At 49.2% G+C, this 22,006-nt stretch carries 21 protein-coding genes; 1 reads left to right on the top strand and 20 read right to left on the bottom strand.

What is annotated here, in order from left to right:
* Positions 1-38: 38 nt before the first annotated feature.
* From EC840_RS14650 to fliF, 20 genes are all read right to left on the bottom strand, one after another.
* A complete protein-coding gene (locus EC840_RS14650; protein ID WP_132965871.1) occupies positions 39-1,187 on the bottom strand; it encodes a DegT/DnrJ/EryC1/StrS family aminotransferase in 1,149 nt (382 codons plus the stop codon).
* A gap of 22 nt (positions 1,188-1,209) precedes the next feature.
* On the bottom strand, positions 1,210-1,911 hold the full coding sequence (locus tag EC840_RS14645) for a WbqC family protein (protein ID WP_207914759.1): 702 nt from the start codon (positions 1,909-1,911) through the stop codon (positions 1,210-1,212).
* Positions 1,904-2,971, bottom strand: coding sequence for an FkbM family methyltransferase (locus tag EC840_RS14640; RefSeq protein WP_132965869.1), 1,068 nt, complete (start codon positions 2,969-2,971; stop codon positions 1,904-1,906). The genes EC840_RS14645 and EC840_RS14640 overlap by 8 nt, the downstream gene beginning before the upstream one ends.
* Positions 2,972-2,989: 18 nt before the next feature.
* Entirely contained in the window at positions 2,990-4,192 is a 1,203-nt protein-coding gene (locus tag EC840_RS14635) for an ATP-grasp domain-containing protein (RefSeq protein ID WP_243701072.1), read from the bottom strand.
* Positions 4,193-4,283: 91 nt separating this feature from the next.
* Positions 4,284-5,273 carry a hypothetical protein gene (locus EC840_RS14630; RefSeq protein WP_132965865.1) on the bottom strand — a complete coding sequence of 330 codons (990 nt, stop codon included), beginning with the start codon at positions 5,271-5,273 and terminating at the stop codon, positions 4,284-4,286.
* The gene (locus EC840_RS14625; RefSeq protein ID WP_132965863.1) at positions 5,266-8,616 is read right to left on the bottom strand and encodes a methyltransferase; all 3,351 of its coding nucleotides are present in this window, start codon (positions 8,614-8,616) and stop codon (positions 5,266-5,268) included. The genes EC840_RS14630 and EC840_RS14625 overlap by 8 nt, the downstream gene beginning before the upstream one ends.
* 239 nt (positions 8,617-8,855) lie before the next feature.
* On the bottom strand, positions 8,856-10,532 hold the full coding sequence (locus EC840_RS14620; protein WP_132965861.1) for a methyl-accepting chemotaxis protein: 1,677 nt from the start codon (positions 10,530-10,532) through the stop codon (positions 8,856-8,858).
* 34 nt (positions 10,533-10,566) lie between these two features.
* Positions 10,567-11,346, bottom strand: coding sequence for a flagellar biosynthetic protein FliR (fliR, locus tag EC840_RS14615; RefSeq protein ID WP_132965859.1), 780 nt, complete (start codon positions 11,344-11,346; stop codon positions 10,567-10,569).
* Between the two features lie 2 nt (positions 11,347-11,348).
* Complete coding sequence (gene fliQ / locus EC840_RS14610; RefSeq protein ID WP_112291438.1) at positions 11,349-11,618, bottom strand: flagellar biosynthesis protein FliQ; 270 nt, start codon at positions 11,616-11,618, stop codon at positions 11,349-11,351.
* Positions 11,619-11,675: 57 nt separating this feature from the next.
* Positions 11,676-12,332: a flagellar type III secretion system pore protein FliP gene (gene fliP, locus EC840_RS14605; RefSeq protein WP_232829978.1), complete on the bottom strand. Its 657-nt coding sequence runs from the start codon at positions 12,330-12,332 to the stop codon at positions 11,676-11,678.
* Positions 12,333-12,445: 113 nt separating this feature from the next.
* A complete protein-coding gene (fliO, locus tag EC840_RS14600; protein ID WP_243701071.1) occupies positions 12,446-12,856 on the bottom strand; it encodes a flagellar biosynthetic protein FliO in 411 nt (136 codons plus the stop codon).
* A gap of 5 nt (positions 12,857-12,861) precedes the next feature.
* Entirely contained in the window at positions 12,862-13,251 is a 390-nt protein-coding gene (gene fliN, locus EC840_RS14595) for a flagellar motor switch protein FliN (RefSeq protein WP_112291435.1), read from the bottom strand.
* A gap of 7 nt (positions 13,252-13,258) precedes the next feature.
* Positions 13,259-14,257 (bottom strand): flagellar motor switch protein FliM, encoded by a 999-nt coding sequence (gene fliM / locus EC840_RS14590; RefSeq protein WP_112291433.1) that lies wholly within the window; start codon positions 14,255-14,257, stop codon positions 13,259-13,261.
* A gap of 5 nt (positions 14,258-14,262) precedes the next feature.
* Entirely contained in the window at positions 14,263-14,763 is a 501-nt protein-coding gene (fliL, locus tag EC840_RS14585; RefSeq protein ID WP_112291432.1) for a flagellar basal body-associated protein FliL, read from the bottom strand.
* Between the two features lie 149 nt (positions 14,764-14,912).
* Complete coding sequence (locus tag EC840_RS14580; protein WP_243701070.1) at positions 14,913-16,154, bottom strand: flagellar hook-length control protein FliK; 1,242 nt, start codon at positions 16,152-16,154, stop codon at positions 14,913-14,915.
* Entirely contained in the window at positions 16,151-16,600 is a 450-nt protein-coding gene (gene fliJ / locus EC840_RS14575) for a flagellar export protein FliJ (RefSeq protein ID WP_112291430.1), read from the bottom strand. Before fliJ ends, EC840_RS14580 begins: the two co-directional genes overlap by 4 nt.
* Before the next feature lie 15 nt (positions 16,601-16,615).
* Positions 16,616-17,992, bottom strand: coding sequence for a flagellar protein export ATPase FliI (gene fliI / locus EC840_RS14570; protein WP_113878046.1), 1,377 nt, complete (start codon positions 17,990-17,992; stop codon positions 16,616-16,618).
* Complete coding sequence (locus EC840_RS14565) at positions 17,989-18,702, bottom strand: flagellar assembly protein FliH (protein ID WP_132965857.1); 714 nt, start codon at positions 18,700-18,702, stop codon at positions 17,989-17,991. The genes fliI and EC840_RS14565 overlap by 4 nt, the downstream gene beginning before the upstream one ends.
* The gene (fliG, locus tag EC840_RS14560) at positions 18,689-19,675 is read right to left on the bottom strand and encodes a flagellar motor switch protein FliG (RefSeq protein ID WP_112287671.1); all 987 of its coding nucleotides are present in this window, start codon (positions 19,673-19,675) and stop codon (positions 18,689-18,691) included. The genes EC840_RS14565 and fliG overlap by 14 nt, the downstream gene beginning before the upstream one ends.
* Positions 19,675-21,381 (bottom strand): flagellar basal-body MS-ring/collar protein FliF, encoded by a 1,707-nt coding sequence (gene fliF / locus EC840_RS14555; RefSeq protein WP_132965855.1) that lies wholly within the window; start codon positions 21,379-21,381, stop codon positions 19,675-19,677. The genes fliG and fliF overlap by 1 nt, the downstream gene beginning before the upstream one ends.
* Positions 21,382-21,659: 278 nt before the next feature.
* Between fliF and fliE the strand changes: the two genes are divergently transcribed.
* The gene (fliE, locus tag EC840_RS14550; protein ID WP_112287673.1) at positions 21,660-21,995 is read left to right on the top strand and encodes a flagellar hook-basal body complex protein FliE; all 336 of its coding nucleotides are present in this window, start codon (positions 21,660-21,662) and stop codon (positions 21,993-21,995) included.
* The last annotated feature ends 11 nt before the right edge of the window (positions 21,996-22,006 follow it).

Below are 22,006 nucleotides of genomic sequence, written 5' to 3'. Positions count from 1 at the left end.
AACTGAAAATCACCGTCTTTACAAGCTTGTTAACCAGATTACTGCGCCATGATTAATGGAGAGGTGTGAGGTGATGTGGCGGCGGAATTTTTAATCAGTCCGGCAATTTTATTCTGTATGCTTTCTTCCAGACCAGGGTAAAGCGGCAAACAGATGACTTTTTCCGCGAGCTGGTGCGCAACAGGCAGATTTTCCCTGCTGGCACTTTCAGCAAATTTATACATAAAGAAACTGCTGATTAAGGGATAAAAATAGCGTCGCGCCATGATGTGATTGTCTTTCAGCAATTCGTACAGCCCGTCACGCGTAAGAGCAAAATCTTCATTAACCATGATCGGGTAGTACGCATAATTCCAGGTCACATCTTCAGGGATCGACATCAGTGAAATCCCCGGAATATCCGCAAGCAGCGTATTGTAATGGCGATAGAGTCTGCCACGGTCATCGAGCGCTTTATCAATGTGTTGCAACTGAAGGAGCCCGTACGCGGCTTGTAATTCATTCATCTTGCCGTTGATACCCGCCGCGACAACGGTGGTCTCATTAACGAAACCAAAATTTTTCAGATAGTCGATGCGCTGCTTCATTTTGGCGTCGTGACAGATAATGGCACCGCCCTCAATCGTATTGAACACTTTAGTGGCGTGAAAACTCAGAATAGACAGGTCGCCCTGACGCAGGACGCTGACGCCATTTTGTTTAACACCAAAAGCGTGGGCTGCATCGTAGATGACCTTCAGCCCGTACGCATCCGCCAGCTCTTCGATTTTGCGGGTGTTACAGGGGATACCATAACAATGGACGGGCAGGATAGCCGTTGTAGCCGGAGTAATCGCCTGCTCAAGCTTGTCTGCATCAAGATTGAACGTCTCAGGATCGGTATCGACAAAGACCGGCGTAAGGCCATTCCAGAGCAGAGAATGTGCCGTAGCGACAAAAGAATAAGGCGTCGTGATCACCTCACCGGTGATCCCCAGCACCTGAAAAGCGGTCAGTAAGGCCAGCGTACCATTTGAAAACAAACACAAATGTTCCACACCCAGATACTCAGCCAGTTCTTTTTCCAGCTGTTGATGATACGGGCCAGCGTTTGTCAGGTGCTGACTTTCCCAGATATTTTCCAGATAAGGAATGAACTCCTCAAGCGGAGGTAATAAAGGACGAGTGACAAATATGTTTTTTTCCATGATGGCTGTAATCCTGAGAAAGTTAGAACAAGCGATATTCTGATAATAAGTCCCGAACCGTTTCTACAGAGCAGTTCATCAGCACATCAATAATAGAAAGATTAGGATGAAACTCCTCACAACCTTGCGGATAGCGGATGTCATTCATTTTTATAAACTTCAAAACCAGCTTTGATTTTAAAAACTGTTCGCGGTCATATAAATCAACACCACCTGCACTGTTAATATAAACATCTGCACCAAGTGAATGGCATATAGCAATAATTTTGTCGCTGGCACTGCCCGTCTGAGCATAATTAATCTGGCTGGAAAGCATCACAACCTTTTCCATACCCAGATAATCAAAGAAACAGCGCATCATCTTCTGGCACATCAGGGCAATACTTCGCTGTTCAGACTGCAACACCTGCTCAATAAGGGGAAAAACGGCGCCAAAAAAAGGCCTGTTCTGATAGGCCTGCCGTATTTGTTTGATGACTTTTCCCACGTCCTGACTGAACTCAAGTTCCTTTATAGGTTTGAATGAGGACGCTCCGGGGACAGGAATAACAAAACGCTGAATCTGACCGGAACTGAGAATACAATTCCTGTTTATATACCCCTGCTTGATATAGTTAACATTGTCATACAGCACAAAAATATCGCCTGAAGCAGCCAGCTGGAAATAGCCTAAATAAGGAAAAATGTAAGGCTGCATGATAGTAACGCGTTTTAATTCACTCATCAGTAAGACTTTCAGGAACAAAATAAAATACGGTCTCTAAAAGCCCCTCGGAATAATGGCGTAAATAAATTTTATAGTCCGGATTGTAGCTGAGAACCCGCTGAGGAATTGTCCACAGATCATCAGGCTTATGGTAACAACAAATAGCCAGCAGGGGCTTTTGAGTTTTAATAATATTTTGCGCACCGGCTAATGCAGGCAATTCGTAGCCCTCAATATCCATTTTTAAGCAGCTGACATCTCCTTTAAGTAATCCATCCAGCGTAACAACCTCAATGGTGACGTCGCCTGAATCACAAATCTTCGATGCACTGCCGGAACGTGAAAACCGCAGTGTTTCTGACTGGTCCGAAACACCAAAAGGATAGACCCTGACACCGGGGAGAGAACTCAGAGTTTGCGCGACCCGCTGGCACTGGCTGATGTCGGGTTCAAAAACCTGAATACTTTTATAATCCGGAAACAGTCTCGCAAATTCCAGGCTGGTTGCGCCATCAAAACCGCCACAATCTACAAAGTGACGGGCATAATCTTTGACAAACGGCAGATCAAAATACTGCTCATTCGTCCGGCAGGTAAATCCTTCAAGTGCCGCTAAGCGGTTTGTCAGCCTGAAATTAATAATTTTGTCGAACGTTTCTGCTGAGAGGGCATCCGCCAGCTGATGACGTACGTTTTCATAGCGGCTTTTATTCTGGCGGTAATCATCGACAAAAGCCTGACCATGGTAAAAAGCGACAGGGTTTAAAAAAGTCGTGAAATACCGATAGAAGGAAAAGAAATCTAAACAGTCACACTGTTGATCTTTCATCACCCTCTGGGCGGTAAGCGGGTGGCAATCGGCAATTCCGGATACCACCATGGCATCTGCCGGCACCTCTGACCATGAAACGACAGGCAGGCCGTCAACCGACGTGGCATCAGTAAACTCATCGATAAATCCGGTTATCGCAAACTTTTTGGCAATATCTTTAGAATAAGGCGTCACCCCAAAAGCAAACCGTGGCCGGGTAGTTTTTGCAAACTCCTCGCAAAATATAACAGCATCTTTATATATCATAATAATTTCCGTATCCGGTTAACGTAGCAAAAACTCAACAGCATCCACATCCATCACTGCGACATTTTTCAGCTTCGCGACATCCTGACGTTCAATAAAATAGTTATCGATAAAAAGACTCTTCTCAGGAATATAAAATGACTTCTTATCTGTACTTTCCGTTAAATGAATAACCTGATCGAATAAAGACTCAGCAATGGCAGACTGACGCAGGGTATCAACAGGATCGCTGATATGCCGGGTAATCAGGTGAAGTGATTTTCCCTGTGCTTTGCATTGATAAAGTAATGCCATCACAGCCGGAACGGCATGACCGTTAATAATTAGCGTATCGTCGAGATCAATAAAAACATGTTCAACAGGAATATCGATACGGCTGACGGTTTTAACGGATCTGTCAACCAGAGTGATATGTTCACTGGCGAGAGGCGTTATACTGCGCTCCAGAAAATCATGCAGCGTCATCAGAGGTAAATTAATTCCACGCGCGCGCTGGAAAACCATTGTGCCTGCGATACGGCAAGATATTTCCAGCAACTTCCATTTGCCATATTTATCTTTTTTTAACTGAACAAACCACGGACCACGAAACACCAGGCGGGAATTTATCGTGGTAATGATGTCCATGATTTCATCATCCGGGTTCTGTTTTTGCGAACGCATACTGATACCGGCACGTACACGTTCCCGGCTGCGCGGCCCTGCCCAGATGAGTTGCCTTTTTCGATCGGTGAAACAATCGACCGTGATTTCTTCACCGGGCAGAAACTCCACCACCAGTGGCTGAGGAACGTTTTTAATGGCCTGAAGTAACTGAGCCGCATCATCGACCCTCTGCACATCCTTTCCCCCCTGCCCGCAATCCGGTTTAATCAGCACCGGCCATTCTGCCACGGGATATTCCGGGTGATAACAGGCAGGCACCCAGCGACAATCCTGGAAAAGCGCATAGGTTTCACTTTTATAGCGGGTAGTTTGTGCAGTGGTGGCATTTCCATTCACCAGATAAAAACCCTGCCGCTGCGCCAGTAGCGCAAGTTTTACGGCCACACTGTCATGGGTAGCAAAAACAATATCCGTCTGGCACTCTTCTAACAGGGCCAGAAAAGCATCGTCAAAACTTTCGTCATCAATCAGCGGCAAATCGCCCCGGTAATTTTCGAACCTGAATTCACCATGATCGCTGACGCCTGACGCCCCCACTAACTGATTAACATGCACGGAATACCGGAGTGCCTGATATATTTCACCCGCATTTTCCGAGCCGCAGGGGAATACTAAAACGTTTAATTTTTTCATTTAAGTTTTTAATTTAACCCCCCGCAGACGGGTTAAGAAAATCAGCGACTTTTTCAACAATGAATTCCATTTCCGCAATGCCATATCTTTGATCGACAGGTAAAGGGATCAGATGATGAATAAAATCGCTCTCAATGCCTGATGGCCTGACTCTGCAGCCTGCATCATGCCAGTACGAAGGCGTGTAAATACGTTCATTAGTTAAGAACTGACGCAGACGGGATGTTCTGTTCAAAAAGGGATAGCAAAGAGCCCCGTCAGCAGTAACGTTATCAAATGCAGCCTCGTTAAAGCGTCCGAGGTGCTGATGCAGGAACTGAAAATTTTCGTTCCTCGCCTTTCGGCATTGCTGATAATCAATCGTTTTTAACAGTGTTTCCGTCAACTGAGACATGGCAGACGGCGCCTGTGTAAACGTCTCTTCTGCCTGCTGATAGGCCGCAAAACCAGACTCCGCGTTCTCTGCCAGTCGCCGCAACAAATGCGCCGAGCGGTTCAGGGAAACCAGCGGGTCAGTTTGCGGCACATCCACAGGTAATGACGTTGCCAGCAGGCCACCGTCAGGGACTCCGAAGAATTTTCTCGGTGAATACAGCGTTGCCAGACAATCGCCGGGCGGGGAATAAAAGGCCTGGGAATGATCAAGGATGAGCTGACGGGGATTAAACCGGGCGAGCATTTTTTGCTCCTGAACATCACATAACCCGAAATAGTTGACCCACAATACCCATTCATTCTCCGCTGGCACCACCTCTGAGTCCGGCATCAACTGGCTATCAAGCGAATAATATTTCACCGGGATCTGCAATGTTTCCAGGGGTGAAAGCATCGCATCACAGATATAACGCGGCACCCACACTGCATCGGGTTTGCCTGACACCAGCAATGCGTAAAAAGCGCCACGGGCAGACGAAAATAACGCTAAATTCGGATAAAAATGCGCCTGCAAGCGGGGAAGCTCAAGGGGGAAATATCCCCCGATAGCATCTGAGAATTTAGTCATCGGCAAGAACTATGGCTTGTGCGGGCAACCCTTGCTGGTGCAAGCTCCAGGCCTGTTCGAGGACTTTTTCAAAATAGAATGCGCGATGGCTGACTCTTTTTTCTCTTTCCAAAATACGGTCACGAAGAGACAAGCGCACACTGTTCAGATGCTCAAACTGTCCATTGAGCGCGACAGCTTTCGCCACGTATTCATCGGTTGAACTCGCGACAAACTCCTCAAGATCCAGGAATTTCATCGCCGCGCCGGCCTGACGTGACACGACACTGTCGCCCACCAGTGTCAGCGACGGGACGCCCATCCAGCTGGCATGGTTGGTGGTTGTACCGCCGGTATAAGGGAAGGTATCGAGGATAATATCCACGTCATTATGCATTTGCAGATAAGGCCCAAAACCGCACTTAAGACGGGCAATAATTTGCTCACTGCGGACTCCACGACTTTCAAACTCCAGCATGTATTTTTCGATCATTTCCTCATCGCTCATTGACGCGAAAAGTAATCTGGCATCAGGAAGCTGAGTTAATATTCTTGCCCATGCATCGAGCACAGCGGCGGTAATTTTTTGCGGGCGGTTAAACGTGGCAAACGTGATATACCCATTTTTGAGCGCAGGAAGAGCATTAACATCTATATTGTAATCAGCAGGTTCGAATTGCTTAGCCGCAGGTAAATAAGCCAGTTTCTCAGTAAAGTGACTGTCTAATACCCCCGGCGCGGCAAAATTGCTGTCAATAAGATAGTAATCCATCTCTTTTACGCCGGTAGTCCCCGGATATCCTATCCACGACATCTGAACCGGCGCCGGTTTCAGACCAAAAACAGGCAGGCGGTTGAATGCCGTATGGCCCGATAAGTCGATCAGGATATCAATCCCATCCGCTGCAATTTTCTCTGCCAGCTCAATATGACTCAGACTTTTAACGTCATTCCATTCTGAAGATAATGCCGCATAAAGCTGTGTATGGCGGTCATTAGACGGAGAAACATTGTAGCCAATGACGTCAAAGCGGGTTTTATCGATTGAACTGAGCACGGGATAGATGAAGTTACTCACCGGATGGTCCCTGAAGTCACCTGATACAAAACCAACCCGCAGGCGGGGATTGTCATTCACTAGAACCGGGCGTTCAACCGTCTTATTTTTCGCCCACGCGCTCAGCTTTTGACCGTACTTCTGATGCTCGGCAAGGATTTCTTCTGGCGAACATTGATGATCGTGAAGAATGACAAACAACATGTTGCTGTAATTAGCAAAATATCCGAGTGAAGACTCTGACAATCTCACGCCTTTTTCCAGATACTCTCTGGCTTCACGCATCTGATTACGTTCGCTCAGCACATTGCCTAATTTGAGCAGGTATGTTGCGTTATTACTGTTCATGTCTGCGGCTTTACGTGCGCAGTATTCATATTTCAGGCTGTTACGCAGATCGTTATAAACTTTACCCAGTAAATCCCATGCTTCAGCATTTTTGGGGTGATTTCTCAGCAAATGCTGTGCAACTTTTTTGGGATAATGACGATCATTAAGTTTTGAAAGGCACAATACAATACCGCTGTAAAATTCAAACAACCCCGAATTGATCGACAACCCTTTGGTAAGGCATCTTAATGCCTCGTCGACATTATTGGCCTGATGATAAATAGAGGATATATCGCTTAACAACGTGACACTGTCCGGGTATCTGGTTCTCAGTTCTTCCATGATTTCAAAAGATTCCTGAACATGCCCGGATAAATACAGCCCTTTCACTTTACTCAGTGCTTTCTGGTCTACATCATTTTCTGTTTTTTTACTGAGGCTTTTATGACCGGCATGTTCCTGACGGAATCCCCCTTCCTTTGTACTTGCGGAAAACAGCATTAAGCTTGAAATCCGGCGTCGGGCAATATCCACATCTTGCAATGCCATGACCTGCTGATATAAGCGTAACCAGGCAATGTCTGAACCGGTTAGCAACCCTTTGCTCACCAGATCCATCGCCAGCTTATAACTTTCCTCATCTGAAAGACGTATACCAGACTGAAAAAACCCGGCTTCACTTTTCTTCAGAACAGCCTTCTCCCCCCACAGATTCTCTGACTCGATGTATCCGCATTCGGGCCAGATAATGTTGTCAGTCGGATAAATCAGCTTAAGATTACCAAAGCGTGAGAGGTTATAAGGCGAAGGCGTTAAAGACGCATAAATACCTGAAACGTTTTCAATATATAATGCCTGCAGTGTTTTAATCACATTGCCGGCATGCTGTTCAGGTTCTTCTGGCAAATACGTATTCTTTATAATCTGCTGCGTACTGACACTCAGCGGCCAGCTGTTTCCCATTACATCCAGGATCCGCCCCAGCAAATCATTATCTGAAGTCAGGGATTCTCCCTGGCGATTATAGAAAGTTTTTGCATCCGCTTGTCTTTGATAATTTCCTGCCCAGTGCAAATTTTCAATTTCGCGGAGTTGCACCTGTGCATGAATCACTGAAGGATTATTTTTGGAAATCAAAAGACTAAAGCGAACCTGCCGGTCGACGGCAAAGTCCAGATATTGCTGCGCAGTGATTTTATCGAGTCGTTCTGTGGCCGTTGTGTGTACAGTGGCGACCTCTTTCCCGTAGTGCTGCGCTATTTCATACTGAGGCGTCACATCCCCGACGTAGTTAACATTTGATTTTATAATGTCGTGAGTAAAATTAACCAAATAGCGTGCATCATTTTTACTGTAAATATAATGTACAGCCAGCTCTGTATCCGATAAAGATAATGCTTCAGTGATACGGTCTTTCAGGGCACCGTCAGGATGAGCAATATTCATAAATCCCAGCATCGCTCTGGCTGATGAGATTTTCTCTTCATCGCTGACTGAATTTTGGGTGTGCAGTGCAATGGCCTCACGCAATGTGTCAGTGACCTGTGCGCCCGGTAACGTGTTCCACTTTACCGCGATAATTCCCTGTTCTGTTAAATGTTGCTCACAGAAACTCAGCAATGAATAACGGGTTTCCTCATCCAGCAGGCTGAAGAATTGCTGAATAATAATGTAATCGAACTTACCCGGATCAATGGAAAACAAATCCTGTAAACCGAGGCAATATAAATGGGTATTTTCAATTCCAAAGGCGGAAACCTTCTGTTGTCCTTCTCTGACAGAATCAGGGTCAACATCTATTCCTGCTGACGAACTTAAAGGATTCGCAACGGCAAAGCGAATGAGATCCTCGCCCTCGCCACAACCGATCTCGAGAACGTTCGCCGTTTTCGGATCAGCGCCTTTTACGCCATACATTGCCGCTGAGGTATAAATTCCGGCAGGAGAAAAGTGATGAGATGAATACAAATCTTTCAAAATATAAATCCTGTTATCTCAAATTTGTTTTAGTTATCTGTAAGCAAAGCTACCGCACGACTCGCGCAATGCAGCCTTATTTTTTACACAGTAATAATATAGGGGTATTTTATCATCAGAACCCAAGAGTCCATTGTTTGAAAAGATGACAACTTAACGACCAAATAGAGTTATCAGGTAAAAAAAAACGGAAGAGACATATCTGCCTCTTCCGGTAATAACGTGAGTCATCAAATTAATTAAAATTCGGTCCAGGCACCTTCCGTTGTGCTGACGTCTTTTTTAAATACAGGTTCTTTCACCTGAGTGTTTTTCTTAATCCGGCCCGTCTGACGGACAGGTTCTCCGTGGGCAGACTCCTCCATCACAGGCTGTGTTGCATTATCGGCTTTTTCCACACGGAAGAACGAGACGATATCAAACAGGTGCCGGGCATTATTATTTAGGTTTTGAGTTATCACGGATGACTCTTCCACCATTGCCGCATTCTGCTGAGTGGCTAAATCCATTTCATTCACCGCCATCGCTATCTGGGAAACCCCTGTACTTTGTTCTTCAGAAGCCTGGGTTATTTCCTGCATGATATTGCTGACGTGGGTGACGGACGTGACAATCTCATGCATCGTTTTACCTGCATCTTCTATCAGGCGCGCACCGTCATCGACGTTTTTAACAGACTCATTAATCAGCAGGTTAATTTCTTTCGCCGCATCGGCACTGCGGGCTGCAAGATTGCGAACTTCACTGGCGACAACGGAGAAACCGCGGCCCTGCTCACCGGCACGCGCAGCTTCAACCGCGGCATTCAGTGCCAGAATATTCGTCTGATTAGCAATACCATCAATCACGCCATTGATTTCAGAAATTTTGCGCGCACTTTTGGAAATCTTATCCATGGTGGAAACCACGTTGGCCATCACCGAAGATCCGTTATCCGCAGTGGTACGCGCCTGCTGAGACAACAGATTTGCCTGACGTGCATTTTCGACATTGTTAGACACGGTGGTTTTAATTTCTTCCATGCTCGCGGCGGTCTGTTGCAGTGCGCTGGCTTGTTCTTCGGTTCGGGAAGCCAGATCGTGGTTACCGGTATCGATTTCCGAAGCATCGGTTCGGATGTTACCCGACGTATCGCGCACGGAAGTAATAATCCCGCTCAGAGATCCTTTCATGTTCTGCAGCGATTCCAGCATCACACCAATTTCGTTGCGAGCTCCGGTTTCAAACTCATGGAACAACTCGCCGGAGCTGATTTTATCCAGCATGGATGACGCTGTTTGCAGACGATTAAACACAAATCGTTTGATAAGAATAAATGACAGACATGAGATACAGACAGTCAATGCCAGAAGGATCCCTGAGGTGATCAGGAATGCAAGACGGTCTGCAGAAAACTTGTCAGTAATATTACTCTCAACCTTCACGCTATAATCTGCGTATTCCTGTACTGCGTCATCCAGCGCATTTTCCAGCTTGCCGTTATCGAAGCCGGTATTGTTGTAAGCTTCGAGAGAACGCATATTATTGGTGTAACTTTCAATTAATGCGTTAAATTTATTATAAACATTGGTCGAAAGAACTTTTCCCTCTTTACTGTTTTCAGCAGCGCGCTGAAAATTACTGGCATGACGCTGTGCATTTTTAATTCCTTCTGAAATTACTGCTGCTTTTTCTGCCAGTACCTCATGAGAAGCCGTCGGGTCATTGTACACATAGTTAATATCCCCGCGGACAGAGCCAATAAATGCACCCATGCTGCGTAACTCTCTGAGATCTTGAGCCAGCGTTTTCATTTCATTAAAAGAATCACTGGCTTGTGACATGGATTTAAATGAAAAAGCCGAGGTGATCACCAGGATAAAGCAAAGCAGGAATAAAATAGTTTTGATCAGGGTCGATATTTTGAAGGATGCCATTAAAGCCTCTGCAATAATCTACTATATAAAAAAGTCAGGTCAACAGAAGGATTATTTTTGTCAGTTGCTCAAAAATATCTTCCATCATTTTTTCAAAAAACGGCGCAAGGGTGTACATGATCATCGACATCGCTATCATGCCAATACTCAGCGTCAGCGGAAAACCGACGACAAAGATGGAAAGCTGAGGCGTCAGGCGGTTAAGCAGTCCCAGCGTCAAATTCAGTGTCAGAAGCAGAGTGATAATGGGCAGTCCCAGCATCAGCCCGCATTTAAAGACCATTCCGGCGGTGTAAGTAATCGCTAACAAACCATCTGCGTTGATCGGCGTTGCACTGACTGGCAGTAATATAAAACTGTCCGCCAGAGTATTAAGCATCCATAAATGACCATTAAAGGTCAGAAACAGCAACGTCACGAGCAAATTCAGGATGCGGGAAATCACCGGCATATTTCCCCCCGCCGCCGGGTCAAAAAATGTGGCAAAGGATAATCCCATTTGCAGACCGATAATCTCCCCGGCATTACGCACGGCCACGAAAATAAACTGCACCGTCAGCCCGATGGCAGCACCGATAATGAACTGTTGCGCGCCTACCCATAATCCGGCGAAAGAAAAAATTTCAATGTGCGTGTTGGGCTGATGTTGTCCTATCAGTAATGAAATCACGATCGCCAACCCTATCTTGGCTTTCTTCCCGATGCCCTGCTCATTAAAAATTGGCGCGGTCGTGAATAAAGCCAGCACCCGCAGCATTGGCCAGAAATACTGGTTCATGACGGCATATAAGCTGGCAACGGACAACGTAAGCATAACTATCCGATGACGTACGGCAAATTAGTAAAGAGCGTGCGCATATAATCCAGAAAAAGATTTAGCATCCACGGCCCCATCAGAATACCGACAGTCACGATCATCAGTATTTTGGGAATAAATGATAATGTCATTTCATTAATTTGCGTGGATGCCTGAAATATACTGACCAGCAACCCGGTAAACAATGCGGCAAATAACAAAGGTGCCGCAATCATCAACCCGACTTTCATGGCCTGGAATCCCATCGCCATTACACTTTCCGGTGTCATTTTTCGTCCTGTTTAACTTTTTAACTGTTTAACTATTCACTGCTTACTGTTCACTGCTTAACTAAAGAAACTTTGTGCCAGTGAGCCCATCAGTAATTGCCAGCCATCCACCAGAACAAACAGCATCAGTTTGAAAGGCAACGAAATGGTTGCCGGGGGAACCATCATCATGCCCAGCGCCATCAGTACGCTGGCGACCACCAGATCGATAATCAGGAACGGAATGAAAACGGTGAAGCCAATCTGGAATCCGGTTTTCAGTTCACTGGTCACGAAGGCGGGCAGTAAAATGCGCAGAGGCACTTCTTCCTTACTTTGGAAGTTTTCTTCTTTAGCCATGCGCGTATACAGCGCCAGATCGGTTTCGCGGGTTTGTTCCAGCATAAATCTGCGCAGTGGCTGAACGCCTCGTTCCAGCGCGGTTTCCATGCTGATTTTATCTTCCGATAAAGGCTGCCAGGCGTCTTTGTAGATCTGATTAAAGACCGGAGACATCACATAAAACGTCAGGAACAGCGCCAGCCCCAGCAAGACCTGATTGGGCGGCGTAGAGGGCGTACCGAGTGCATTGCGCAATAGCCCTAACACGATGATCACCCGGGTAAAACCGGTCATCATCAGCAGGATTGCGGGCAGGAAAGTGAGTGAGGTCAGCAGAACCAGTGTCTGCACCGGCAGTGACCAGCTTTCCCCATCGGCTGAACGGGTCAGCATCACATCGCCGTTGGCAGCAAAAACATCACGGGCAGGCAACATCAGCCCGACAATCATTAAAAGAAACAGTCCCGAAGGCAGCCACCGGCGGGAATTGTGACGTGAAAATAAACTCATTCCGCTGGCTCCGTTTTACGTTTTTTCAGCAGATTCATCAGCGTGGACTGGAAGTCGACAGACGCTGATACAACCTGTGTTGCACCTTCATCAGGGGGCTTATCAAACGTGGCGAGACAACTGATCTGGCCCGGCGTGACGCCAAGCAAAACTCTTTTATCATTCATATCAATGACGACTACACGCTCGCGCTGCCCCAGAGAATGACTGGCCACCACAGAAAGTATCTGGTTGCTTTTAGGGTGATTGCGGGCAAACCCTGTGCGACGTGCAAGCCAGGCGAATACGGCAATGATCATCAGTATCAGCACCAGCGCACCGCCGACGTTCACCAGGATTGAACCGGGCATGGCCGTATCGACAGTCGAAGGAAGGGTCTGAGTCTGGGGCTGCGGGGTAGTCTGCATCATCATTACCTGCTCAGGCGATACATCCGCTCTGAAGGCGTAATAATATCGGTAATGCGTACGCCGAATTTATCGGAAACCACCACTACTTCACCCTGAGCAATCAGGTAACCATTAATCAGAATATCCAGGGGTTCACCCGCCAGACCTTCCAGAGAAACAACCGATCCCTGGCTCAGACGTAATAATTCCTTGATCGTCATTTTTGTCCGGCCTAATTCCACCGTCATTTTGACCGGAATATCGAGGATCAGATTGAGATCCTCTGAAAAGTTTGTCACCTGTGCCTCTTTTGTGGAGGAGTTATCCGCGGCTTGTTGTTCACTCATCGCATCACCCCAAAGATCATCGATGGATTCTTTATCAGAACCGCCCGAAGTTGTAGTGTCAGTCATTGGGGAATTACTCCTTTTTTAAAGATAATAAAGCGGGATTCATCATTTGCTCTACTTTCAGAGCATATTGGTTATTGACACAACCATATTTTCCCGAGAATACAGGAACGCCATCAACACGAGCTTCAATGCTCTCTTTTTTATCAATGGGAATAATATCCCCTTTCTGCATATTCATAACTTGCGAAAGGCGGGTGGAAATGTCGGAGAAATTCGCCACCAGCTCAAGTTCAGTATCTCTGACCTGAGAAGCAAGCGTACTCCGCCATTGCCGGTCTTCCTGTTTGGAATTTTCCATTGGCGGATTCGTCAGTAATTCGCGCAAAGGCTCGATAATGCTAAACGGAATACAAATATCAAACTCGCCCCGGTGCGGGCCAATTTCGACATAAAAAGGTGTCGTCACCACAATATCGTTAGGTGACGACGTAATATTGGTGAATTTCACCTGTATTTCTGCGCGGACATATTCCGTTTTCAGTTTAAAGATGGAACTCCAGGCGAAATCGTACGCCTCCAGCGCCATCGTCAGCATCCGGTTTATCACGCGCTGTTCGGTCGGTGTGAATTCACGGCCGTCCGCTTTGGTAGGAAAACGTCCGTCTCCGCCAAATAAATTATCCACCGCCATGAACACCAGATTAGGCGAGAAGACAAATAACGCCGTCCCGCGCAACGGGTTCATATGCACCAGATTAAGGTTGGTCGGCACCGGAAGATTACGGGCAAACTCATGATACGGTTGAATTTTGATGCTTCCGGCAGTGATATCCGGGCTTCGACGCAGAAGATTAAACAGTCCCATACGAAACTGTCGTGCAAAACGTTCGTTAATGATCTCAAGTGAATGCAACCGTTCACGAACGACGCGACGCTGAGTATTCGGATCATAGGGTTTGATCCCGTCATCCTGCACTGCATTGTTAGCAGTGGTCTCGCTTTCTGCGTTGCTGCCGCCATTTAAAAGGCGGTCAATTTCAGCCTGAGATAATATACTGTCAGACATAGAAATTACCGTAAGATGAATGCGTTAAATAATACATCAGTCACTACCGCACTGTGATTCGGTGCGAGAGGTTTGCTGACGGTCTCTTTTATTTTCTCTGTTAATCCGGTCTTACCTTCATCAGAAGAGATATCTGTCGCCGTCTGATGTGCTAAAAGAATTAATAAACGACTCCGGACTTCCGGCATATATTCTTCCAGCAGGGACTTCGATTCTGCGTCTTTAACCCTCAGCGTGAGACCAATATACAGCACGCGGTCTGAATCATTCGCTTCCGGTTTCAGACTGACGGTGAAGGTGTCCATCTGCACATATACCGGCACCGCTGGCGCCGCATTTTTTACCTTCGCCGGAGCATCACCCTTTGCTCCGGCTTTCATATTCTTCATTTCGTAAAATGTATAGCCAGCAAAAGCACATGCTCCCACAGCAACAAGCATCATTAATAACATAGCCAGGGAACTTTTTTTCCCACCCCCGCTGGCCTTCTGGTTCTTCTTGGACATTATCTGGGAAACCCTGTTGTAAAAATAAGCCGGCGAACAGGCCGTAATAGATGCTCTGATAAGCCGTGCATTCTATTACAGTCGGACACCAGAACAATTCACGAAAGAAATGAAATTAGTGTTGCCAATTCGCTCTATAAATTTTTATGTCAAACAAATGTATTAATACCGTTGGAATAATGGAGAGTTTTGTTACTTATTTCCGGCTTGTCATCGGCCAGATGCGCATTCTCCTGCCCGTCATCTTCTGTGGATCCCCGGCCGGATGATCCGTCGGACTGCGCGGAGGCACTCCACGACGAAGAAGAGTCAGCGCCGACACTGCTTTGTCCCAGATGGATCCCCGACTCCGCCAGTGATGTACGCAGATGCGGCATCGCCGCTTCCAGTGCAGCGCGCACCTGATGGTTCTCGGTAACAAAATGCAGCTGCGCCTGATCGTTATTCAACCGCAGGCTGATTTGCAGCGCCCCTAACTCTTCCGGATGAAGGCGTAACTCCGCATTGTGAATGCCGTTACGTGAAAAATAAGCCAGCTGCTGCCCTACGGCCTGTTGCCACGCCGGGGTGCCCAGCGCCTGATTAATCACCGCCGGAGACGTCGTGACGCCTGTTGCCGGAGCAGCCGTCAGCTCGCTGACTGGCGTAACGTGCGGTCGCAGGCCGGTTTCTGGTGTCAGCAATACGGAGCTTTCCTGTCTCACCGGCAGTGCCGGATTCAGTTCAAATCTGGCCGGTGCGGCGGCAGGTTCTTTTGGCGCAGCGTCGGTTTTCGTCATCACAGACAGAAAATCCTTATGCTGATCGGCGCTGGTCTTATCGGTTCCCTGCTTGCCTTCCAGCGAAGCCTGTGCGGCCAGTGCAGCCTGTGAGACGGCTTTCGGCTTCATGCTTTCCGGCATCATAAACGCACTGCCCGGACGTTCCTGGCTAAGTGCAGCCTGGACTTCAGCTACCGGATCCGCCTGAGCTGGCATCACCGGTGCGTCAGTCGTGGGTGCCGGTTGCACAGGCACGGCAGCATTCTGCGTAACGATTTGCTGCAAAGCCAAAAGTTGCGGATCAACAAAAGGCGTCTCAGGCGTCTGCACTTCGGGTGCCGGTTGCGGCATATCTGTGATCAGATCCACCGGCGGTAACTCAGCGGGCAGTACGGGCACGGGCACGGGAACAGGCACCGGCAGCGGTTCAGCTTCTGCACGGGTATTATCGGGCTGTGGCGTATCAGGTTGCGTCGTCTTCGTATCCTTCGCGGGCAAGGCCGGTTTGGTCGGATAGGCTTTTTCGAGAGAGGTCGCGAAATTCGCCTCACCGGTTTCAGGCGTGGTGCCTTTTTCCGGCATTTTTGTTGGGGTTACACCGCTGACGACAGAGCTGGCCTGGACAATCATAAAAGTTCTCTTCCCATGCAGGCACGCTGCGCAAATTCATCCATGAGCTTTTGCTCCTGTCGGTTTTCTTTCAGCATCCGTACGTCGTCTGCCCGGCTTTTAAGGGTTTCAAACGCATTGAGACGCTGCTTATCGTGGCGCCAGGTCAGCAGTGTTTCATTGACCGTGTTCTGGCATTTCTGCACCTGATTCGCCTGCTGCTTAACGACATTTCCCAGCGAATCAATGAAAGACTGGCGGTTGAGCAAATCAGCCACCGGGATCCCTTTACCGGACACCGTCGCCCGAAGCTGTTGCTGATATTCCAGCTCGAAGCTTTCCAACTGACCGAGTTGTGTCGCCGCCAGCGTATAAGCCTGCTGAACTTTGCCCAGCTCAGCGGTGGTATCTGTCAGTGTTTGCTCTGCAAGTTCACGCAGAAAATCCATCGGATTGGTGATAGCCATAATTAATTAGTCACCTCAGGCTTTGGGTTGGTCTGAAAAAATGGCATCAAGCTTGTCGCCCGCTTCCTGATAACCGCTGCTCTCGTAGATCGCCTGCTGTAAATAGGCTTCCATCTGCGGGTACAGGCGAATGGCTTTATCCAGCAGCGGATCGCTGCCCGCCGCGTAAGCCCCGACGCTGACCAGGTCACGGTTACGCTGATATGAGGAAAGCAACTGCTTGAAGTTTTGGACTTTTTTGTAATGTACCGGCTCGATAAGCTCGGTCATCGCACGGCTGATGGAGGCTTCAATATCAATGGCCGGATAGTGGCCGGATTCAGCCAGACGACGCGACAGCACAATGTGTCCGTCGAGGATCGCACGGGCGGAGTCGGCGATCGGATCCTGCTGATCGTCGCCTTCCGTCAGAACGGTGTAAAACGCGGTGATCGACCCCCCTTCTTTCACGCCATTCCCCGCACGTTCAACCAGTGCCGGTAATTTCGCAAACACAGAAGGCGGATACCCTTTGGTCGCCGGAGGTTCACCGATGGCCAGCGCGATCTCACGCTGCGCCATCGCATAGCGGGTCAGGGAATCCATGATCAGCAGGACATCCAGCCCGTTGTCGCGAAAATCTTCGGCGATACGCGTGGCATAGACCGCGCCCTGCATACGCAGGATCGGTGAAACGTCCGCCGGGGCGGCAATCACAACAGAACGCTTGCGCCCTTCTTCGCCGAGAATATTTTCGATGAAGTCTTTCACTTCGCGGCCACGTTCACCAATCAGGCCGACGACAATCACATCGGCTTTGGTGTAGCGGGCCATCATGCCCAGCAGCACACTTTTCCCGACGCCGGAACCGGCAAACAGCCCCATACGCTGACCACGACCGACGGTCAGCAGGCCGTTAATCGCACGGACGCCGACGTCCAGCACATTTTTAATCGGGTCACGTAACAGCGGATTCACCGGTGGCGTAAACAGCGGGCCGTGTTGTGCCGTGACCGGCGGCGGCAGGCCATCGAGCGGACGGGCGCTGGCATCCAGCACGCGCCCCAGCAGTTCTCTCCCCAGCGGCAATTGCTTGCCTTTGCTGGCTCCTTCCCCGCTTTCAAGCGCATAAACCCGTGCGCCCGGTAAAATGCCATCGACATTTTCCAGCGGCATCAGATACAAAATCTGGCCGTTAAAGCCGACCACTTCGCTTTCGACTTTATCCACGCCTTCGCGGGAATGACGTTCCACGATGCACAATGTGCCGATGGGCAGTTTCAGCCCGACGGCTTCCATCACCAGTCCGGTGGCGCGGGTTAGTTTGCCGTACTGGCGAAAAGGCGGCAGCGAGGTCATCAGCTTCTCTTTTCTGTCGATAGCCTCCAGCCATTTTGCGAGACGCATCGTCATGCCAGATAATCCTCACGACTCAGCTCGCACAGTTCCTGCCAGCGGGTATTCATGGTCGCATCGAACTCGCCTTCTTCCGACGTGATCCGGCATCCGCCCGGCAAGATCTGCGCGTCGCCACGGATATCCCAGCCCATCGACGCCAGTGATTTACCAACGTTATCCTGAACCAGCGCCAGATCATCAGGATTGACCCACAGAATCGCGGTGCCCTTGAACAGCGTTTCCTGCTGTAACAGCTGCTGAATTTTCTCCAGCAGGACGTCGTTATCACAGGTGATATTTTTGCCCAGAATGGAGCGTGCCGCCGTCAGCGACAACTGCACCAGACGCGACGGGATCACGCTGTCGAGGTTGCTGAGGGCAATTTTGAACTCCTCCAGCAGCCGGGCAAAATGCTCGCCGGTTTCACGCTGCTGCGCGCCGGCCTCAGCCAGACCCTGTTCGAAACCTTCTTTGTGACCCTGAGCAAATCCCGCCTCGTGCCCCTGTTTTTTACCTTCTTCCACACCACGAGCCTGCCCTTGCGCAAAGCCTTTTTGTTCGGCCTGCTGGCGGATGCGGGATAACTCGGCCTGCAATAATTCATCAGACTGATAGGTTCCCGGCGTATCAATAATGTCATGTTCAGGCTGGCTGAAATCGTCCAGCAGGTTCTGCGGCTTCCAGACCTGCCAGTCAGGCTGCTTTTCGCGATCAGACGTAGGCATCTTCGCTTCCTCCAATCACCACTTCGCCGGTCTCTGCCAGACGGCGGACAATCAGCAAAATGCTCTTCTGCTCGGCTTCCACCTGAGACATACGGATCGGGCCACGTGAACCCAGATCCTCTTTCATGATGTCAGCCTGGCGACGGGACATATTGCGGAAGAACTTCTCACGCAGCGGCCCTTCGGCACCTTTGAGGGCAACGATAAGTGATTCGTTTTCGATTTCCTGCAGGATGCGCTGAATGCTGCGGTCTTCGATTTCCACCAGATTTTCGAACAGGAACATCTCGTCGATAATCTTCTGCGCCAGTTCCTGATCGAACTCGCGAACGGCTTCGATAGCCGCCTCTTCCTGCTGAGATTTCATCAGGTTGAGAATTTCCGCCGCAGGACGTACACCGCCCATTTTGCTGCGTTTGAGATTCTGACCGTGCAGCAGACCGTTGAGCACTTCGGTCAGTTCCTGCAAGGCAGCAGGCTGAACACCGCCGAAGGTAGCGATACGCAACATAATGTCGTTACGTTCGCGGTCATCGAATTTACTCAGCACATCCGCAGCCTGACCGCGTTTGAGGTGAACCAGAATGGTGGCAATAATCTGCGGGTGTTCGTCGCGGATCAGGTCGAAGACGGTCTGCGGCTCCATAAAGTTGAGCGTCTCGATACCGTTGGTGCCCTGCTGGCTATCCAGCAAGTCCTCGAGCAGGCTTGAGGCACGCTCTTCGCCCAGCGCCTTCACCAGCACACTGCGCAGATACTCATTGGTATTCACGCTCAGTGCCGCGTATTCACTGGAATCCCGCTGGAATTCCTTCAGAACTTCGGCCAGTTGCTCATGAGTGAAGCCGCCCATATTGACCATTGAACTACTGATCAGTTTGACTTCATGGGTGTTGAGGTGTTTGAACACCTCGGCCGCCAGCCCGTCACCGAGCGTCAGCATGACGATCGCACTTTTATCTGAGGCATTCATCAGGACTTCATCTCCTTATTCATCCACTGGCGAATGACCAGTGCAATAACCCGTGGCTCCTGCTGTGCCAGTTCGCGCAGGCTCTGGGTATTAAGTTCCGTTTCAACGCGCTGCTCGGCCTTGGCTCTCGCGCCGCTTTCTGCACGGCGTGCGCTGGCATCCAGTTCTTCCTGACGTGCCTGTTTCTCAAGCTCCAGCCGTTGCAACACCAGTTCCTGATTACGCAGCCAGGCAGGCTGCACGGCTTTACGCCACAGGAACCAGGCCACGAGGGCAATCAGCAGATAACGGGCGGCAGACATCAGCAGATTGATGAAGCCTTCCTGTTTCCAGAACGGCGGTGCCGGTTCTTCTTCCACCGGGGTAAATGGCGAGTTCACAATGTTGATGGTGTCGCCACGTGCGGCGGAATACCCCATCGTCTCTTTCACCAGCGCATTCACCTGCTCCAGTTGCTCCGGCGTTAACGCCACCGGCGTGCCGTCTTTACCCGGCAGATAGTTGACGACCACGGCAACAGAAAGCCGTTCGATGCTGCCGGTACTGCGCTTGATGTGCGTCAGCGTGCGGTCGAGCTCATAGTTAGTGGTGTTGTCTTTGCGGTTGTTAAACGGCATCGGCGTAGCCACTGTCGTTTCAGCCGTGCCTGCCGCCTGAGTGGCGTTGTTGTTTGCCGCATTGGCCCCCTGCGCAGGTTGATTCGCTACCGGCGGCTGGGTAATGGGCGCGGTCGCCGGCACAGGTGGCTGATTGCTCAGCGCCCCCGGCACACCACCGACGCCATTTTTGCTGCCCTGTTCGGCATCACTGGTCTGGCGGCTGCGGATCGCCATTTTGTCCGGCGATGAATTGGGCTGGTATTGCTCGGCGGTTTGTTCGTGCTGAGTGAAATCAATCTGTGCAGTCACCTGCGCCTTAACGTTATTGCGCCCGACAATCGTGGCGAGGATCGTCTGGATACGCTGCTGGTAATCCGCTTCCACTTCGCTGGTGTATTTGAGCTGCGTCGTCTGCATCGCCTGACCGCCACTTTGGGTCAGCAGCCGTCCGCTCTGATCGACGATGGTGACGTTATCGGCATTCAGCCCCGGCACCGCGCTGGAAATCAGATACGTGATCGCATTCACCTGCCCGGAATCCAGCGTGCGTCCGTTCTTCAGCGTCACGGTGACCGCCGCAGAAGGTGGCTTCTGTTCGCGGACAAACATAGAAGGTTTTGGCATAGCCAGATGCACGCGGGCATTCTGTACCGTGCCGAGCGTTTCAATGGTGCGGGCAAGTTCCCCCTCCAGCGCACGCTGGTAGTTAACCTGCTCACTGAACTGGCTGATGCCAAATTTTTCCTGATCGAGCAATTCGAAACCCACGGCGCCGCCCTTCGGCAAACCGAGCTGGGCGAGGGTCAGCCGTGCTTCGTGAACTTTATCCTCAGGTACCATGATCGCCCCGCCGCGTTCCTGAAAGCGGTAAGGCACATTCATTTGCGTTAATTGCGCCACGATAGCGCCGCCGTCCTGATCGCTGATATTGCTGTACAGGACGCGATAATCTGGCGATTTCGCCCAGAAGATCAGGGCAATAATGATTGAAATTGCCGCAGACGCGCTGATGAGCAATATAATTTTAGGACTCGAACGTAAACGTTCTAATGCTGCCATCAGATTAGCTGTACTTTTGTTTTTAATACCGTTTGTTGTGGCATTCATGCCGTAGTCCTGTAAAAAAATAAATGACGCAATGCAGGCGTATTGTTGCGAATCAGCACTCCGGATACGGATAAGAGAAAGCGAAGCAGTAAATACACAGACAGATTTCCAGTCGCGTATTATCTTCTAATTGCGTTTTTTTTAAACATCAATAAGCTGAAACTTCTGTCAGCTATTCGCATTATTTTATTTACATGACCTTATGTTACGCTGCAGTTATTAAAAACCCACAGAGAGAATAACGGCGAGCTTATTAAGCCGATATAAAGGAATTTCTGATGTCTATTCAATCGATGAAAGGCGTTCTGGATCAAATTAGCTTCCAGGCACAGCAAACGTCGGCCACACAAAAAACACCGTTCATTTCTGATAATAAAAATGTTGAGAAAAAATTACAATTTTCAGACATTTTATTCGACAGTATTAACAATATCAGCCAGGTGCAGAACACCGCCAAGACACAGGCGCAGGACTACATGACCGGTGCGACCGACATCGGGCTGAACGATGTCATGATATCCATGCAGAAATCGTCTGTGGCACTTAATCTGGGTATCCAGGTGCGAAATAAAATGGTCAGTGCTTATCAGGAAGTCATGAGTATGTCTGTTTAAAAGACGTGTTA

This window comes from Rahnella sp. JUb53, from assembly GCF_004346065.1.
Taxonomy (GTDB): Bacteria; Pseudomonadota; Gammaproteobacteria; order Enterobacterales; family Enterobacteriaceae; genus Rahnella; species Rahnella variigena.
Note: the sequence above shows the minus strand (reverse complement) of the source record. Positions and strands in the feature narration are given on the sequence as shown.

Excerpts from the sequence above, each read along its gene's own strand:
- fliN (WP_112291435.1), bottom strand. The coding sequence starts at position 13,251 with ATGACTGACACTACAACTTCGGGCGGTTCTGATAAAGAATCCATCGAT.
- EC840_RS14645 (WP_207914759.1), bottom strand. The coding sequence starts at position 1,911 with ATGAGTGAATTAAAACGCGTTACTATCATGCAGCCTTACATTTTTCCT.
- fliL (WP_112291432.1), bottom strand. The coding sequence starts at position 14,763 with ATGTCCAAGAAGAACCAGAAGGCCAGCGGGGGTGGGAAAAAAAGTTCC.
- fliO (WP_243701071.1), bottom strand. The coding sequence starts at position 12,856 with ATGCAGACTACCCCGCAGCCCCAGACTCAGACCCTTCCTTCGACTGTC.
- fliP (WP_232829978.1), bottom strand. The coding sequence starts at position 12,332 with ATGCTGACCCGTTCAGCCGATGGGGAAAGCTGGTCACTGCCGGTGCAG.
- EC840_RS14565 (WP_132965857.1), bottom strand. The coding sequence starts at position 18,702 with ATGCCTACGTCTGATCGCGAAAAGCAGCCTGACTGGCAGGTCTGGAAG.
- EC840_RS14650 (WP_132965871.1), bottom strand. The coding sequence starts at position 1,187 with ATGGAAAAAAACATATTTGTCACTCGTCCTTTATTACCTCCGCTTGAG.
- EC840_RS14630 (WP_132965865.1), bottom strand. The coding sequence starts at position 5,273 with ATGACTAAATTCTCAGATGCTATCGGGGGATATTTCCCCCTTGAGCTT.
- fliJ (WP_112291430.1), bottom strand. The coding sequence starts at position 16,600 with ATGGCTATCACCAATCCGATGGATTTTCTGCGTGAACTTGCAGAGCAA.
- fliE (WP_112287673.1), top strand. The coding sequence starts at position 21,660 with ATGTCTATTCAATCGATGAAAGGCGTTCTGGATCAAATTAGCTTCCAG.
- fliI (WP_113878046.1), bottom strand. The coding sequence starts at position 17,992 with ATGACGATGCGTCTCGCAAAATGGCTGGAGGCTATCGACAGAAAAGAG.
- fliM (WP_112291433.1), bottom strand. The coding sequence starts at position 14,257 with ATGTCTGACAGTATATTATCTCAGGCTGAAATTGACCGCCTTTTAAAT.
- fliG (WP_112287671.1), bottom strand. The coding sequence starts at position 19,675 with ATGAATGCCTCAGATAAAAGTGCGATCGTCATGCTGACGCTCGGTGAC.
- fliR (WP_132965859.1), bottom strand. The coding sequence starts at position 11,346 with ATGCTTACGTTGTCCGTTGCCAGCTTATATGCCGTCATGAACCAGTAT.
- fliF (WP_132965855.1), bottom strand. The coding sequence starts at position 21,381 with ATGAATGCCACAACAAACGGTATTAAAAACAAAAGTACAGCTAATCTG.
- EC840_RS14580 (WP_243701070.1), bottom strand. The coding sequence starts at position 16,154 with ATGATTGTCCAGGCCAGCTCTGTCGTCAGCGGTGTAACCCCAACAAAA.
- EC840_RS14640 (WP_132965869.1), bottom strand. The coding sequence starts at position 2,971 with ATGATATATAAAGATGCTGTTATATTTTGCGAGGAGTTTGCAAAAACT.
- fliQ (WP_112291438.1), bottom strand. The coding sequence starts at position 11,618 with ATGACACCGGAAAGTGTAATGGCGATGGGATTCCAGGCCATGAAAGTC.
- EC840_RS14620 (WP_132965861.1), bottom strand. The coding sequence starts at position 10,532 with ATGGCATCCTTCAAAATATCGACCCTGATCAAAACTATTTTATTCCTG.